Genomic DNA, 13868 nt, shown 5'->3' with positions numbered 1-13868 from the left:
GGTGAGCATGATGTTGCCGGGCTTGAGGTCGCGGTGCACCAGCTCGGCGCCGTGGGGCCGGTTCCCGCCACCGCCAGCCCCGCCAGCGCCAGCAGCACCGGGACCCCGGCCGGCAGGAACGGCGCCGCCGCCAGCGCGACGCCCAGGCCCACCAGCGCCGCCCGCCGCGTACCCGCCTCCCGCAGCGACGGCAGCACCAGCGCCAGCAGCACCGCCGGGAACGCCGCGTCCAGCCCGAAGGCGTCCGTGTCGCTCACCGCCGTGCCGCCCAGCGCGCCGAGGGCGACCCCGGCGTTCCAGCAGACGAACAGCCCGGCGCCGCACGCCCAGTACGCCGCCCGCCGCCGCACCGGGTCGCGCTGGGCCAGCGCGAACGCCACGGTCTCGTCGATCATCAGGTGGCTGCCGACGAGCCGCCGCAGCCGCCCGCCGCCCAGCGCGTCGCCGACGGTGAAGCCGAACGGCACGTGCCGCGCGTTCACCAGCAGCCCCGCCGCCACGGCCGCCAGCGCGGTGCCGCCGGAGGCGACGATGCCGACGAACATGAACTGCGCCGCCCCGGCGAAGACCACCACCGACAGCAGCACCGGCAGCCACAGCGGCAGCCCCTCGCTGACCGCGATGGCCCCGAACGACACGCCGACCAGCGTGTCCGCGGCGCACACGAGCGCGATGTCGCGGACGAGGTCGCGGGGCAGGCCGCCGCGGTGGGTTCGCCATATCGAACGCATGGTTGCCATGCTGAACATCCGCTACCCTGTTCGTCAAGTCGAATAAGCGGATGACAGAGCGAACGGAGCGTGCGCCATGCCCCAGAGCGGCGGAGCCCCCCTCGACGCCATCGCCGCGGCGCTCCAGCGCGAGCGCCGCCGTACGGGGCTCACGCTGACGGAGCTGGCCCGCCGGGCCGGCATCGCCAAGTCGACGCTCTCGCAACTGGAGTCCGGCACCGGCAACCCGAGCGTGGAGACCCTCTGGGCGCTCAGCGTCGCGCTCGACGTGCCGTTCTCCCGGCTCGTCGAGCCGGCCCGCCCCCGCGTGCACGTCATCCGCCGCGGCGAGGGCCCGTCCGTGCCCTCCGAGCACGCCGAGTACGCCGCGACGCTGCTCGCCTCCGCCCCCGCCCACGTGCGCCGCGACATCTACCTCATCACCGGCCAGCCCGGCACCCCGCGCCGCTCCGACCCGCACGCCCCCGGCGTCGTCGAGCACGTCGTGCTCAGCAGCGGCCGGGCCCGCGCGGGCGTGGCCGAGGAGCCGGTCGACCTCGAACCGGGCGACTACGTCTGCTACCCCGCCGACGTACCGCACGTCTTCGACGCGCTGGCGCCGGACACGGTCGCCGTCCTCGTCTCCGAGCACCCCTGACGGCCCGCGGCGGCGCCTCCGCCGCGGCCTTCCGCGCCCGCCTTCCACGCCCGCGCGGCGGGCGGGGTCACGCCGGTGCCAGGTACCCGTGCTCCAGCAGCCAGCCGACGTTGAGGCGCTGCCCCTCGCCCGGGTCGAGGAACACCGGGTCCAGCTTGATCTGCTCGCCCCCGCCGGGCTGTTCGAACCACGGCGCGACCGCGCCCTGCCACGCCCAGAAGGGCTTGGTGACCTGGTAGACGCGGTAGTCGCAGGGCGTGTCGGGGTCGCGGGTGTGGAGGCTCTGCGGGGGCAGCGCCCGCTCGGCGTAGCGGTCGCCGACGGGGGCGAGGTAGCGGCCGGACTCCGCGCCGAAGCGGTCGAGCAGCCGGCCGGGCGTGAGCTTGGTCGCCTCGCGGTCGACGGTGCCGTTGACCTCGGCGAAGCCGTCGTTCGGCGGGTACTTCCACCCGCCGCCGTCGGCCGGGCCCGTCCAGTACTTCGCCAGGAACGCGGCCGGGGTGAGGGAGCCGGTGGGCTGCCAGCCCCGCAGCAGCGGGCCGACCCGCGGCTCCCAGCGGCCCGGCAGGTGCTCCGGGCCCAGCCGGGCGTCGCCGAGGTACTCGCCGGTGCAGTCGGGCTCGTCCCGCACGGCGGCGCCGCCCGGTGCGGGGGCCGCGGCGGGCGCCTCCGGCGCGGGGGCCTGGCGGACGAGCGCGGGGTGGGTCACGGGGCCGGAGTGCCCGGCGGCGGCCGCGGCGGGGACGTTGCCGGTGAGTCCTGCGGCGATGGCCAGCACGGCAAGTGCCGTGCGCACGGTGCGGATTCGCGTCACGGTGGGGGTCCTTCACGCTCGGCGGACGGCGGCCTCACCATGATCCGCAGGGCGGGCGGCGGGCCCGCCGACCAACACGCCCGCCGCCACCCGCCCTTCGGGTGAAGCGGGTGCGCCGCCCCAGCGGGCGCGCCGCGGCGGCCGCCGGCCGTCAGCCGCACGCCGTCAGTCGCGGGGCTCGATCCCCAGGTCCGCGAGCAGCGCGCGCACCCGGTGCTCGATCTCGTCCCGCAACGGCCGCACCGCCGCCGCCCGCCACCCCCGGGGGTCGGGCAGGGGCCAGTCCACGTAGCGCTTGCCGGGGAACACCGGGCAGGCGTCCCCGCAACCCATCGTGACGATCACGTCCGCCGCCCGGACCAGCTCGTCCGTCCACGCCGACGGGAACTCCGCGGAGATGTCGATCCCCCGCTCCCCCATCGCGGCCACCGCCGCCCCGTTGGCAGCGTCGCCCGGGCCGGAACCGGCCGACCAGGCCACCGCGCGGCCGCCCGCCAGCCGGGCCGTGAGCCCCATCGCCATCAGGCTGCGCCCGGCGTTGTGCTCGCAGAGGTAGAGCACGACCGGCCGGGCGTCGCCGCTCACCCCGTCCATGCGGGCCAGCGCGTGCAGCCGGCGGCGCGCGTAGCGCTCGGTGAGCGACAGCAGGTCGTCCGGCGCGTCGCCGCGCACGGCGACGTCGCCGTACACGCCGCACAGAAAGCGCTCGATGGTCTCCTGGCCGAACACGCCGCGGAACTCCGTCCGTAACCTTCTGGCGGAGGTGTGCAGCGCGAGGCGGTGACCGGATCCGGGATCGATGTGTGCGTAGCCCCCGAGGTCGTCCATCGGCGGATTATGGTCCCTTCAGGCCGCACGCACACCCGGAACGGCTCGGTCAGCCCGTTACGGGCGTGACGAAGCGGGCACGTTCGGCGCTGTACGAGGTAGGGCAATGTCGCGGGCGGCCGGAAGGACTGCGCACAGCGGCACACCGGAGGAAGCGAAGGACCATGACCGAGGCACCGCAGGGGAACGACCCCTCGACCACGCAGCGGGCGCTGGAGGCACTGGCGGCCGACGCCAAGGACCCGGCGGCGCTGCACGCCCTGGCCCACAGCGAGGTGCTCGTGCCCGTACCGGACGAGAGACCGGACCCGGCGGAGGAGGGCGCGCAGCCGGAGCAGGCGGATGCCGGCGCCGGTGCGGGAGCGGCGGAGGAGAGCATGCTGCTGCCGGTGATGGAGCAGCCGAACGGGGACCGGCTGGTGCCCGTCTTCACCTCCGAGTCGCGGATGGGGTATGCGCTGCCCTCGGTGGCGAAGTACCGCAAGCTGCCGCTGGTGCTCCTCGCCAACGCCTGGCCGGCGGAGGAGGTGTACCTCACCATCGACACCGGCAGCCCGGGCGCGCTGACGCTGAGCGCGGCGGGGGTACGCACCCTCCTCGGCCGCTCCGGCGGCTGATCCCCGGCCCCGGCCCCCGTCCTCGGCCTCGGTCTCGGTCTCGGCCTCAGATGAGCGACCGGGAGCGGTCGGTGCACAGCGCCCAGATCACGAAGACGCCGATGGCGATGTTCACGATCGCCCACACCGGCTGGTACGGCAGCCACAGGAAGTTCGCGACCACGGCCAGGGAGGCCAGCCCGACGCCCAGCAGCCGCCCCCACTCGGCGCCCTGCAGGATGCCGATGCCGGTCAGGACGAGGACGGCGCCGAGGATGACGTGGATCCAGCCCCAGGTCGTGAGGTCGAACTTGTAGACGTAGTCGCCGACCCCGGCGAACACGTCGTCGTTCACGAGGCCCGCGACGCCCTGGAGCACGGCGAGGACGCCGTAGACGAACATCAGCACCCCGGCGAACACCGTGCCGCCCGTCGCCCACGGGCTGCCGCCGCTGGTCGCCGGGGTGTGGCCGCCCGTCGGCGCGGTGCCGCGGGAGGAGGAGGTGGGCGTGGTCATCGGGGCACACTCCTTACCGAGGGCCGCCGGAGGGGCCGGCCGGGGGTTTCAGCTTCACGCCGGGGCAGCGGCCGGACGACTCCGTGCGGGCCGTCCGGGTGAACGCCCGGGCGCCCCGGGCCCGCCCGGCTCCCCGCACCGTCCGGCTCCCCGTCCCGCCCGCTCACCCGCCCCGCCCGGCTCCCCCGTCCTGCCGCTCGCCGAGCGCCCGGCGCAGCCGCCGGCTCAGCGCCGTCGCCGCGGCGGTCAGGAAGACGAAGCTGTACGTGATCTGCCCGATCACCAGGCTCCGGGCCGTCTGCCCGTGCGCGGTGATGTCCCCGTAGCCGACGGTCGCCACGGTGGCGACCGTGAAGTACAACGCGTCGACCCGGGTCCGCAGCCCGCTGAACTCCCCCGACTCCTGGGCGATCTGGTGGTACGCGGCGGCGAAGACGAGGATCGAGGCGATCATCAGCAGCGGGATGGTGACCCCGGGACGGGCCTGCGGCACGTCCATCAGCACCGCCCGGATCTCGCGGAGCAGCAGCGCGGTGACCGCGCCGAGCGCCAGCACGAAGAGCCCCCAGCTCAGCTCGGGGCTGCGCGTGCGCACCAGGTGCAGGGGAAGCAGGAAGTACGCGACGAGCATGAGCGCCACGGGTGCGCTCGTGCGCAGCCAGCCGAGCAGAGGTTCCCGGCGGTGCTCCGGGCCGGGGTCCGGGGAGCCGTCCCCGCCGCGCCGGCCGCCGCTGCGGCGGTCCGTCATGCCCGCAGGACGACGATCGCCTCGTCCGTGTACGTCAGGAACGTCAGCGTCTCGTGCAGGTACAGCTGCACGGTCTTGGCGTCGTGCGCGGTGTAGCCGACGGCCAGGTCCTCGCCGAGGCGCAGCTCGAAGTCGCCGCCGCGGGTGGACAGCGCCAGGCCGCCGCTCAGGGCGGGCGCCCAGATCAGTTCGCCGTCCAGCTGCCGCGCGATGTGCCGGGCGACGGGGTAGCCGTGGTCCGCGGTCTCGCTCACCGCGGTGTACGCGTCGGCGCCGAGCAGCAGCGAGTACGGGCCGTCGACGCCGGCCAGCCGGAGCGCGGAGAGCGCCTGGCTGACGGCGTCGGGGTAGTCGCGGACCTCGGCCGGGAGGCTCTGCTCGACCAGCGAGGAGCGCGTGCGCAGGCCGTCGACGCCGGCGGCGGCGTACCCGTCGGCGATCATCCGGTCCTCGGCGAAGGCGGCGGTGCGGGCGGCGTCCTTGACCGGCTGCCAGTCGGAGTCCCGGGCGCCGCGCTCCACGTCGTCCACGGCGTCGCGGCCGACGGTGAACGGCACCCGCAGCTCGACCAGCCGCTGCGCCGCGCGCAGCCGCGCCGTCGCGCCGGGGGCGGGCGGGGCGATCTCCTCCAGGTGCCCGGTGCCGACGGCGGCCAGCTCCGGCCCTTCCGGGCCGGTGACGTCCACGACGCGGCGGCCGGCGACGTGCCGGCGGAAGGTGCGCCGGGCCTCGCCCTCGATCTCCGCCCAGGCCGCCGGGGTGACCGGGGCGAGTTCACGGTGCAGGTTGCTCATCGCGTTGCTCATCGCACGGGTGCTCCTTTGAGGCCGCCGATCCCCAGGGAGCCGTCGCCGGCGGCCGGGGCGTCGGGTACGGGGTCGGCGGCGGCCGCCGGGCGGGGGGCGGCGGGCCGGTCGGGGAGGTCGTCGAGGAAGCCGGCCGCCGGGGCGAAGAAGAGGCAGCCGGTCACGGCCGTGGAGAAGTCCAGGATCCGGTCGTACGCCGCCGGCGCCCGGCCGAGGAACATGTTCTCCAGCATCTCCTCCAGCACCCCGGGCTCCCGCGCGTAGCCGATGAAGTACGTGCCGAACTCGCCCTCGCCGACGGAGCCGAACGGCATGTTGTCCCGTACGACCTCGCGCTCCTCGCCGTCCGGGCCGGTGACGGTGTTCAGCGCGACGTGCGAGTCGCCGGGCTGCCGCCCCTCGGGCAGCTCGGTGTTGCCCAGCTTGGTGCGCCCGATGACCCGCTCCTGCTCCTCGGTGCTCAGCGCCTCCCAGGCGTCGAGGTCGTGCAGGTACTTCTGCACCATCACGTAGCTGCCGCCGGCGAACCGCGGGTCCTCCGCACCGGTGAACACCGCGGCGCCGGCCGCCTGCCCGACCGGGTTCTCCGTGCCGTCGACGAAGCCCAGCAGGTCGCGCATGTCGTAGTACTTGAAGCCGTGCACCTCGTCGGCGACGGCGACGGAGTCGCCGAGCCGCGTGCACAGCCGTCTGGCCAGCTCGAAGCAGAGGTCCATGCGCCGGGAGCGGATGTGGAACAGCACGTCGCCGGGGGTGGCGACGGCGCGGTGCCGCTCGCCGGCCAGCTCGCGGAACGGGTGCAGGCCGGCCGGGCGCGGGCCCTGGAAGAGCCGGCCCCAGACGGCGGCGCCGATGCCCGCGACGCACGTCAGCCGGTCGTCGGGGGCGCCGAAGCCCACGGCGCGCTGCAGCGCCGGGAGGTCCGTGAGGACGTCGCGCACGGTGTCCTCGCCGCCGGGCGCGACGGTGACGACGAGGAAGACGGCCGCGGTCGCGGGCGGGGCCAGCACGGGCTGGGGTTCGGGCACGGTCCCTCCTGGTCACGGGGGCATTCGTGACGATACGGGACGTAACCGTCGGCGCAATCCGGCGGCGGCCCGCATTCACCCGCCCGTACCGGGAGCGCCGCTCAGCGCGTCGCCCGACATGTCACCCGACCGGCGCACGCCGCCGGGCGATGGCCGGGTGGAGCCGTGGCGCGGGTGTTACGACGGAGATCGAGGCCCACGGCACAGCGGCCAGGGTCCACCTCCACGAAAGAGGCCCCACCATGTCGCAACAACTCGCCCTCTCGATCGACTTCGGAGGAGGCTTCAGCGACGCGTTCTCCAAGCTGATCGGGTTCGTCCCGAAGTTGATCGCCTTCCTGCTCGTCCTGGTCGTCGGCTGGTTCGTGGTCAAGCTGATAACCAAGGTGCTGGGCAGGGTCCTGCACGGCCTCGGCTTCACCAGGCTCGCGGACCGCAGCGGCGTCGGCCGTGCGCTGGAGAACTCGAAGTACGACGCGACCGGGATCATCGTCAAGATCATCTATTACACGCTGATGCTGGTCGTGCTCCAGCTCGCGCTGAGCGTCTTCGGCCCGAACCCCGTCAGCACGCTGCTCAACCAGCTCGTCGCCTGGCTGCCGAAGGCACTGGTCGCGGTGGTGATCGTGATGGTCGCCATGGCGGTCGCGACGGCGGTGCGCGACATCGTCGGCAACGCCCTGAGCAGCACGTCGTACGGGCGGACCGTGGCAACGATCGCCTGGGCGTTCATCATCGGGCTCGGCGCGGTCGCCGCGCTCGGCCAGGCGCAGATCGCCACGGCGATCACCGGCCCGCTGCTCATCGCGGTGCTCGCGGCGGGCGCCGGCATCGTGATCGTCGGCGTCGGCGGCGGCCTGGTCATGCCGATGCGGGAGCGCTGGGAGCGCTGGCTGACCGCGGCGGAGCGGGAGTCGGCCAACGCGCGGGACAGCGTCTCGGCGTACCAGCGGGGCCGTGCGGACGCGGCGGCCGGCCAGCCGGTGGGGCAGGAATACTCGGGCACGGCGCCGCCGCCGGACGACCGCGACGACATGCGGTGACCGGGGCGGGCCCGCCGGCCGGAGCGCCTTGGGGCCGCGGCCGGCGGGCCCGGCGACCGTTCAGCCGGACAGCAGGTCGTACTCGCGGATCAGCCAGCAGACCGCGGTCAGCCGCAGCACCGCGAAGTCGTACCCGACGGGCTCGCGCCAGTCGCTCTCGGCCAGCACGTCGGTGAAGCCGACCACGTAGTCCGTGAGGTCCTCGCGCCGCATCCGCTGCGGCGCGCAGACGCGTTCGATCCGCTGCGGCAGGAGGTCGTGCCAGGGGCGGCGCTGCCGCGGCACCAACGCGTCGCGCACGGCCGCCGCGTGCTGGTCGACGGCCGCGACGAGCCCCGGCTCGAAGGCGAACTCCGACAGCCGGGGCAGGTACCGGGCGGCGACGGCGGTCAGCGGGCAGCCGACGGCCTCCTCCTCGGGTCCTCCCACGTTCACCGCTCGACTGTAACCCGGATTCCGCGGGCCCCCGCCCGTGACGTACGTCCCACGCCCGCCCCCGCCGGCGCGCGTGCGGTGTTTCCAACCCGGCGGTCCGCCACTATGCTCCGGCAGCGCATGGGAGCGCTCCCATCCCACACCGCACCGTACGGTACACCCCCCACCCGGAGAGCCCACGGGTCTCCGGCAGACGCGACAAGGACGGACCACCATGCGCGCACGTATCCCGCGCCGATTGCACCGCACCGCCCTGGCCGGCCTCCTCGGCGCCGGCCTCGCCCTCGCCGGGCTGGCCACCGCCGCCCCGGCGGCCGTACCCGGCGGCGACGGGCCGCGGGCCGCCGCGGACGCCGCCCAACTGCCCGGCCCGCTGTACGTCGACCCCGACTCCCAGGTCCAGCGGTGGACGGCGGCCAACCCCGGCGACTCGCGGCAGCCCGTCATCGCCGACCGGATCGCCTCCCAGCCGCAGGCCCGCTGGCTCGCCCAGTACAACCCCGGCACCGTGCAGCAGGAGGTCGCCGACTACATGTCCGCGGCCGGCGACGAGCTGCCCGTCCTCTCGGTCTACGGCATCCCCAACCGCGACTGCGGCGGCGCCAGCTCCGGCGGCGCGCCCGACCTGCCGTCGTACCAGAACTGGATCGAGCTGATCGCCGCCGGCCTCGGCGACCACCCGGTCGTGATCATCCTGGAGACCGACGCGCTCGCCCTGGAGGACTGCCTCGACCAGTCCGGCCGCGACGCCCGGCACGCGGCGCTGCGGCAGGCCGTCACCACCCTGAAGTCCGCCGACCCGCAGGCCCACGTCTACCTCGACGGCGGCCACTCCGGCTGGCACTCCCCCGCCGACCAGGCCGCCCGGCTCTCGGCCTCCGGGGTGACGGAGGCGGACGGCGTGTTCACCAACGTCTCCAACTTCCACACCACCTCCGACGAACTCGCCTACGGCAAGCAGATCCTGTCCGCCATCGGCGACCCCGACCTGAAGCTGGTCGTGGACACCAGCCGCAACGGCAACGGCTCCAACGGCGAGTGGTGCGACCCCGCCGGCCGCGCGCTGGGCGAGAACCCGACGCTGTCGGCCGGGGACGACGCCGTGGACGCGCTGCTGTGGGTCAAGCCCCCGGGCGAGGCGGACGGATGCGCGGCGGCGGCCGGGCAGTTCGTGCCGGACCTGGCGTACGCGCTGGCGACCAACTGAGGCCGGCGCCACCCGGCTCGTGCGCGCCTGCCCGCGTGCTGCGGGTGCGGGCGGGCACCGCGGGTGCGCGCAGCCGGGCCGGTCCGGGGCGGCCGCCACCGCCCCGGACCGGCCCCGGCTCTCAGGGGTGGATCAGCGGCTCGTAGCCCGCGCGCACGTCGGAGTCCGAGGACGTGACGTACTTCTGGGACGGCGGGCCGGTGTCGATGCCGTAGTACGTGTACGGCAGCGTGGCCGGGCAGCTGGAGCCGCCGATCTCCACGGTGGTCTTCTTCACCAGCTTGCCGGTGCGCAGCTCGTACACCCGCACCGGGATATCCCGGTTTTTGAACGACACGTTCTTGACCTTGCCGATGCCCGAGTCGTACTCGTACGGGCAGGTCGCGACCGTGGCGCCGTACCGGGGCTTGCCCGCACAGAGGATCACCACCGCGTCCTTCGCGTCCTTCGCCTTCCAGGAGGACGGGAGCTTGGACCGGTGCCCGTTCTGCCCGTAGAGCAGCGCGCGGTGCGGTCCGCCGCCGCGGTAGGGCTTGGCACCGCGGTACGGCGCAGGGCTGTCGCAGTACTCGGGCTTGCCGCCGCCCGCCCCCGACAGCAGCCCGCGTACGTTGTCGAGTTCGATGGCCGTGTCCGCGCGCTCCACGCCGTCCGCGGCCGCGCCGGTCAGCTCGTGGTCGGGGTACTCGTCGAGGAGCTGCCGGTACTGCGTGCGGGCCTCCTCCCAGGTGTCCTCGGCCATCAGCGCGTCGCCGCAGTCGACCATCGCGGCGGGCGCGACCTCGGGGACGACGTCGGCGGCGCGGCCCAGCCCGTCGTCGCCGCTCTCGCGCTGCCCGAGCCAGTCGGTGACCGCCTTGGTCTGGCAGGCGTCGTCGGTGGGCAGCGCGCCGAGGAAGCCGTCCAGCACCTCGTCCACGTCGCCGCTGCGGTCCTGGCCGCCGTGCTCGCCCGTGTACTCCGTGAGGACGGTGCCGAGATGGCCGAAACCCGCGCTCAGCCGGTCGACGTCGCCGGTGAGCCCGGTCTCCAGCTCGTCCTCCGCCTGGGCGAGGAGGAGGTCGGCCCGGCGGTTGTCGGCGCCCTCCCAGAGGGCCTCGGGATGGTCCGCGTACACCTGGAGGGTGCGGGCGGCGCGCAGGCGGTGGCGGTCCGCCTCGTCCTCGGCCTTCAGCAGCAGCTCGCACGCCTCGGTGCTGTCCTCGGCGCGGGCGGTCAGCGGGGCGTCGGCGAGGCGGTGGCCGAACCAGAGGCCGTCGAGGTCGGAGACGGCCTGGGCGCACTCGCCGGCGCGGTGGGCGTCGGCGGCGTTGTCCTCGATGCGGGAGGCGTCGAGGCGGAGGGCGGTGCAGGCGAGGAGGACGGGGGCGGCGACGGCGAGGGCGACGAGCCGGTCCCGGCGCCGGTTCACGGGCGGGGCGGGGGGCCCGGCGGCCGGAGCGGGTGCCGCGGTCCCGGCCGGCTCCGCGGCCTGTTCCGCGGCCGGTGCCGCGGCCGGTGCCGCGGCCGGTTCGGTTGCCTGATCCGTGGCCTGATCCGTGGCCGTCGCGGCGGCCCGTCGGCGGGGCGGGCGGCCGCCGGCGAGATACCAGCCGTGCACCGTGACGCCGATCCACCACGCCAGCACGACGGCCTGGAACCACGCGTTGCGGCCGACGGTCGCCAGCAGGACGACGAGGAGGACCGACAGGGCCGCGGTGCCGGCGGCGAGCCGGGGCCGCCGGAGCATCCCGTAACCGACGCCCAGCAGCGAGGCGTTGGCGAGCCCGACGGCGTACGGGTCCCGGGGCCGGGCGGGCGGCGCGTACCCCGGCTCCCCGGGGGCGTAGGAGGGAGGTCCGAAGTCGGACGAGGGCCGCCCGGGCTCGGAGGGCGGCTCGCTGGGCATCGGAGGAAACGCTTCCATCGTGGTCCCTTTCTCGGGCAAGCCACCGGCGGACGTCTTCCATCCTCGGCACCGCAGCCGGGAGGGGTCCCGGAACACCCGTCCGCAGCCGGGCACTTCGGCCGCCAGAGGGATCGTGGCCCAGCCGGGCCCCCGCAGACCAGGCATATGTCGGCCGCGTGTACGCGCACGGGAGCGGGCGCGTCGGCGCGCGCCCCGCGGCGTGCTGCGGGGCGACGCGCACGGCGGCGACGGCCGCCGCCCACCGGGCAGGGGCGCACTCCGCGATCGTGCGGGACCCACGCTGGACGCGCCGGGCGGGGCGGCGCCGCACCATGCCCGCGCGGGCGCCGCGCCGGTTGCGCACCTGTACGCACCGCGTCAAAGCCGTGCCCGGGCCGCGGCCCCGGTCACGTCGAGGCGCCGGCCGGGCGCGCCCCCCGCGCCCCGCGGGCGGCGGGACGCGCTACTCCCCCGTCAGCGCCGTCACCAGCCCGTCCAGCCCGTCGAAGTGCCAGTCGAAGGCGTCCGCCGCCGCGGGCGGATCGCCGGCCGGGCGCGGAACGTACGCCGTCCGCAGGCCGTTCTCCCGCGCCGCCCGCAGGTCCCAGGCGTGGGCGGCGACCATCAGCACCCGCTCGGGCGGGCACGCGGCGGCCTCGGCGGCGAGCCGGTAGACCTCCGGCGCCGGTTTGTAGGCCCGTACCGCCGCGCCGGACAGCGCCTGGTGCCAGCGCAGCCCGGCGTGCGCGGCGAGCCGCAGCAGCGCGGGGGCGGAGGCGTTGGAGAGGCCGGCGACGGGGAAGTGCCGGGCGATGCGGTCCAGTCCGGCGGCGGAGTCGGGCCACGCGGGGAGCCGCCGGGTAGCGGTGGCCAGCCGGTCGACGGCCGCCGGGTCCGTGACGCCGGCGCGTCCGGCGACCAGGTCGGCGGCCTCGCGGTCGACGGCGTCGCTGTCGTCGTACGGGCGCTCCCCGCGGGCCATCCGCCCCTGCTCGGCCTCGACGTGGGCCTGCCAGAGGGCAAGCAGCTCGTCGGCCGCCGGGCCGCCGGCCGGCTCCCCCGCCACGGCGCGGATCTCCGCGCGCAGCCCGCCGGGTTCGTCGACAAGGGTGCCGAGGACGTCGAAGACGACGATTTCGGCGTCGCGGATCTCCAGCATGCGTTTCTCCTGTTCGGGGCGGGCCGTCGAGATCGACAACAACGCCGCGGCCCGGGCCATGCCCGTAGCCGCCGTTGACAGCTGTTTACAGGGGTGAAATCCCGCGCTACCTTCGATGGGAGCGCTCCCATTGACCTGTTCACGACGAACGTGAGACCCCCCGCCAGGTCGGCCGCCGACCTCGGGACGGCTCGGCGGCCCATCACGCGGACCGGGGCGCGGGCTCTTGCGTCAGCGCTCAGGAGAACCCGAAGGAGACCCATGAACACGGTTGTCCAACGACTCGCCCGCGCCGGCCGATCGCTCCGCCTCCGGCGCACTCTCGCACTCGCCGGCGCCGCGGGCATCGCGACCGCGGCGCTGGCGATGCCGACACCCGCCGCGGCCCACGGCGTCGCCATGGTGCCCGGCTCGCGCACGTTCCTGTGCTACAAGGACCTGCGCGCGAACGAATCCACGCAGATGCCGCAGAACCCGGCCTGCGCCGCGGCGGTGCAGGCCGCCGGCACGACCCCGCTGTACAACTGGTTCGCCGTGCTGGACTCCAACGCCGGCGGGCGCGGCCAGGGCTACGTGCCCGACGGCAAGCTCTGCAGCGCAGGCGACCGCAGCCCGTACAACTTCTCGCCGTACAACGCGGCCCGCACCGACTGGCCGCTCACCCACCTCACCTCCGGCGCGAACATCGGTCTTGAGTACAGCAACTGGGCGCACCACCCCGGCAGGTTCGAGGTGTACATCACCAACAACGGCTGGAGCCCGTCCCAGACCCTGGGCTGGGGTGACCTGGAGCACCTGCAGACCGTCCAGAACCCGCCGCAGGCGGGCGGGTCCGGCTCGGACGGCGGGCACTACTACTGGAACCTGCAGCTCCCGCAGCGCAGCGGCCAGCACATGCTGTTCATCCAGTGGATCCGCTCGGACAGCCAGGAGAACTTCTTCTCCTGCTCGGACGTCGTCTTCGACGGCGGCAACGGCGAGGTCACCGGCCTGACGCCGGGCGCCATGTCGGCGGACGAGGTGCGGGCGCTGGGCGCCGACCAGCAGAACACCAAGGCCGACCCGCTCCACGGCGACCACGGTGACCACGGCGACCACGGCGACCACGGCGCGACGGCCGCGGAGGGCAAGCAGGCGCAGGCGGTGGAGACGCTGAACCAGGGCGAGTCGAACCTCGCCGCGGCCTCCGAGGAGTCCTCGCCGGTGCTGCCGGCCGCGCTGGCGGGCGCAGGCGCGGTGATCTTCGCGGGCGGCGCGCTGCTGTACAACCAGCGGCGCAACACGCCCGGGAGGCAGCAGGTCTGACGGCGCGCGGCCGCCGCACCCGCGGCGGCGCGCGTGACGGCACACGCAAGCGGCGCCCTCCGGCGGCGCCCGGGACGGGCACCGCCGGAGGGGGCCGGGCGGGGCCGGACCGGACGGTGCGTCCGG

15 protein-coding genes are annotated in these 13868 nt (G+C 75.3%); 5 read left to right on the top strand and 10 right to left on the bottom strand.

The window, feature by feature from the left end; genetic code table 11:
* Positions 1-749 (bottom strand): AzlC family ABC transporter permease (locus ABD317_RS24530; protein WP_425582425.1); only part of this gene is annotated, 749 nt, incomplete at its 3' end.
* Positions 750-807: 58 nt separating this feature from the next.
* Between ABD317_RS24530 and ABD317_RS24525 the strand changes: the two genes are divergently transcribed.
* The gene (locus ABD317_RS24525; protein ID WP_344292076.1) at positions 808-1368 is read left to right on the top strand and encodes a helix-turn-helix domain-containing protein; all 561 of its coding nucleotides are present in this window, start codon (positions 808-810) and stop codon (positions 1366-1368) included.
* A gap of 67 nt (positions 1369-1435) precedes the next feature.
* On the opposite strand, the gene ABD317_RS24520 is transcribed toward ABD317_RS24525, so the two are convergent.
* Positions 1436-2173 (bottom strand): TNT domain-containing protein, encoded by a 738-nt coding sequence (locus ABD317_RS24520; RefSeq protein ID WP_425582426.1) that lies wholly within the window; start codon positions 2171-2173, stop codon positions 1436-1438.
* A 174-nt stretch (positions 2174-2347) separates the two neighbouring features.
* Positions 2348-3010 carry an arsenate reductase/protein-tyrosine-phosphatase family protein gene (locus ABD317_RS24515; protein WP_344292074.1) on the bottom strand — a complete coding sequence of 221 codons (663 nt, stop codon included), beginning with the start codon at positions 3008-3010 and terminating at the stop codon, positions 2348-2350.
* A 164-nt stretch (positions 3011-3174) separates the two neighbouring features.
* Between ABD317_RS24515 and ABD317_RS24510 the strand changes: the two genes are divergently transcribed.
* Complete coding sequence (locus ABD317_RS24510) at positions 3175-3627, top strand: SseB family protein (protein WP_344292073.1); 453 nt, start codon at positions 3175-3177, stop codon at positions 3625-3627.
* Positions 3628-3673: 46 nt separating this feature from the next.
* Here the strand turns inward: ABD317_RS24510 and ABD317_RS24505 are convergent, their stop codons facing one another.
* From ABD317_RS24505 to ABD317_RS24490, 4 genes are all read right to left on the bottom strand, one after another.
* Positions 3674-4123: a DUF7144 family membrane protein gene (locus tag ABD317_RS24505; protein WP_344292072.1), complete on the bottom strand. Its 450-nt coding sequence runs from the start codon at positions 4121-4123 to the stop codon at positions 3674-3676.
* Positions 4124-4286: 163 nt separating this feature from the next.
* The gene (locus tag ABD317_RS24500) at positions 4287-4871 is read right to left on the bottom strand and encodes an ion channel (RefSeq protein WP_344292071.1); all 585 of its coding nucleotides are present in this window, start codon (positions 4869-4871) and stop codon (positions 4287-4289) included.
* On the bottom strand, positions 4868-5665 hold the full coding sequence (locus ABD317_RS24495) for a family 1 encapsulin nanocompartment shell protein (RefSeq protein ID WP_344292078.1): 798 nt from the start codon (positions 5663-5665) through the stop codon (positions 4868-4870). The genes ABD317_RS24500 and ABD317_RS24495 overlap by 4 nt, the downstream gene beginning before the upstream one ends.
* Before the next feature lie 8 nt (positions 5666-5673).
* Positions 5674-6705, bottom strand: coding sequence for a Dyp-type peroxidase (locus ABD317_RS24490; protein ID WP_344292070.1), 1032 nt, complete (start codon positions 6703-6705; stop codon positions 5674-5676).
* 242 nt (positions 6706-6947) lie between these two features.
* On the opposite strand from ABD317_RS24490, the gene ABD317_RS24485 reads away from it, so the two are divergent.
* Positions 6948-7748, top strand: coding sequence for a mechanosensitive ion channel family protein (locus ABD317_RS24485; protein ID WP_344292069.1), 801 nt, complete (start codon positions 6948-6950; stop codon positions 7746-7748).
* Positions 7749-7808: 60 nt separating this feature from the next.
* On the opposite strand, the gene ABD317_RS24480 is transcribed toward ABD317_RS24485, so the two are convergent.
* The gene (locus ABD317_RS24480) at positions 7809-8183 is read right to left on the bottom strand and encodes a DUF6401 family natural product biosynthesis protein (protein WP_027755451.1); all 375 of its coding nucleotides are present in this window, start codon (positions 8181-8183) and stop codon (positions 7809-7811) included.
* Between the two features lie 214 nt (positions 8184-8397).
* Here ABD317_RS24480 and ABD317_RS24475 point away from each other — a divergent pair, with 214 nt between their 5' ends.
* Positions 8398-9390, top strand: a complete 993-nt coding sequence (locus ABD317_RS24475) for a glycoside hydrolase family 6 protein (protein WP_344292068.1) — start codon at positions 8398-8400, stop codon at positions 9388-9390.
* A 121-nt stretch (positions 9391-9511) separates the two neighbouring features.
* On the opposite strand, the gene ABD317_RS24470 is transcribed toward ABD317_RS24475, so the two are convergent.
* Both ABD317_RS24470 and ABD317_RS24465 read right to left on the bottom strand, forming a co-directional pair.
* A complete protein-coding gene (locus tag ABD317_RS24470; RefSeq protein WP_344292067.1) occupies positions 9512-11278 on the bottom strand; it encodes a hypothetical protein in 1767 nt (588 codons plus the stop codon).
* 463 nt (positions 11279-11741) lie between these two features.
* Positions 11742-12437: a haloacid dehalogenase type II gene (locus ABD317_RS24465; protein WP_344292066.1), complete on the bottom strand. Its 696-nt coding sequence runs from the start codon at positions 12435-12437 to the stop codon at positions 11742-11744.
* A gap of 261 nt (positions 12438-12698) precedes the next feature.
* On the opposite strand from ABD317_RS24465, the gene ABD317_RS24460 reads away from it, so the two are divergent.
* Positions 12699-13742, top strand: a complete 1044-nt coding sequence (locus ABD317_RS24460; RefSeq protein WP_344292065.1) for a lytic polysaccharide monooxygenase auxiliary activity family 9 protein — start codon at positions 12699-12701, stop codon at positions 13740-13742.
* Positions 13743-13868: the final 126 nt, after the last annotated feature.

This window comes from Streptomyces synnematoformans (genome assembly GCF_039531005.1).
Lineage (GTDB): Bacteria > Actinomycetota > Actinomycetes > Streptomycetales > Streptomycetaceae > Streptomyces > Streptomyces synnematoformans.
Note: the sequence above shows the minus strand (reverse complement) of the source record. Positions and strands in the feature narration are given on the sequence as shown.

Excerpts from the sequence above, each read along its gene's own strand:
- ABD317_RS24495 (WP_344292078.1), bottom strand. The coding sequence starts at position 5,665 with ATGAGCAACCTGCACCGTGAACTCGCCCCGGTCACCCCGGCGGCCTGG.
- ABD317_RS24470 (WP_344292067.1), bottom strand. The coding sequence starts at position 11,278 with ATGCCCAGCGAGCCGCCCTCCGAGCCCGGGCGGCCCTCGTCCGACTTC.
- ABD317_RS24500 (WP_344292071.1), bottom strand. The coding sequence starts at position 4,871 with ATGACGGACCGCCGCAGCGGCGGCCGGCGCGGCGGGGACGGCTCCCCG.
- ABD317_RS24475 (WP_344292068.1), top strand. The coding sequence starts at position 8,398 with ATGCGCGCACGTATCCCGCGCCGATTGCACCGCACCGCCCTGGCCGGC.
- ABD317_RS24515 (WP_344292074.1), bottom strand. The coding sequence starts at position 3,010 with ATGGACGACCTCGGGGGCTACGCACACATCGATCCCGGATCCGGTCAC.
- ABD317_RS24460 (WP_344292065.1), top strand. The coding sequence starts at position 12,699 with ATGAACACGGTTGTCCAACGACTCGCCCGCGCCGGCCGATCGCTCCGC.
- ABD317_RS24485 (WP_344292069.1), top strand. The coding sequence starts at position 6,948 with ATGTCGCAACAACTCGCCCTCTCGATCGACTTCGGAGGAGGCTTCAGC.
- ABD317_RS24505 (WP_344292072.1), bottom strand. The coding sequence starts at position 4,123 with ATGACCACGCCCACCTCCTCCTCCCGCGGCACCGCGCCGACGGGCGGC.
- ABD317_RS24465 (WP_344292066.1), bottom strand. The coding sequence starts at position 12,437 with ATGCTGGAGATCCGCGACGCCGAAATCGTCGTCTTCGACGTCCTCGGC.
- ABD317_RS24510 (WP_344292073.1), top strand. The coding sequence starts at position 3,175 with ATGACCGAGGCACCGCAGGGGAACGACCCCTCGACCACGCAGCGGGCG.
- ABD317_RS24525 (WP_344292076.1), top strand. The coding sequence starts at position 808 with ATGCCCCAGAGCGGCGGAGCCCCCCTCGACGCCATCGCCGCGGCGCTC.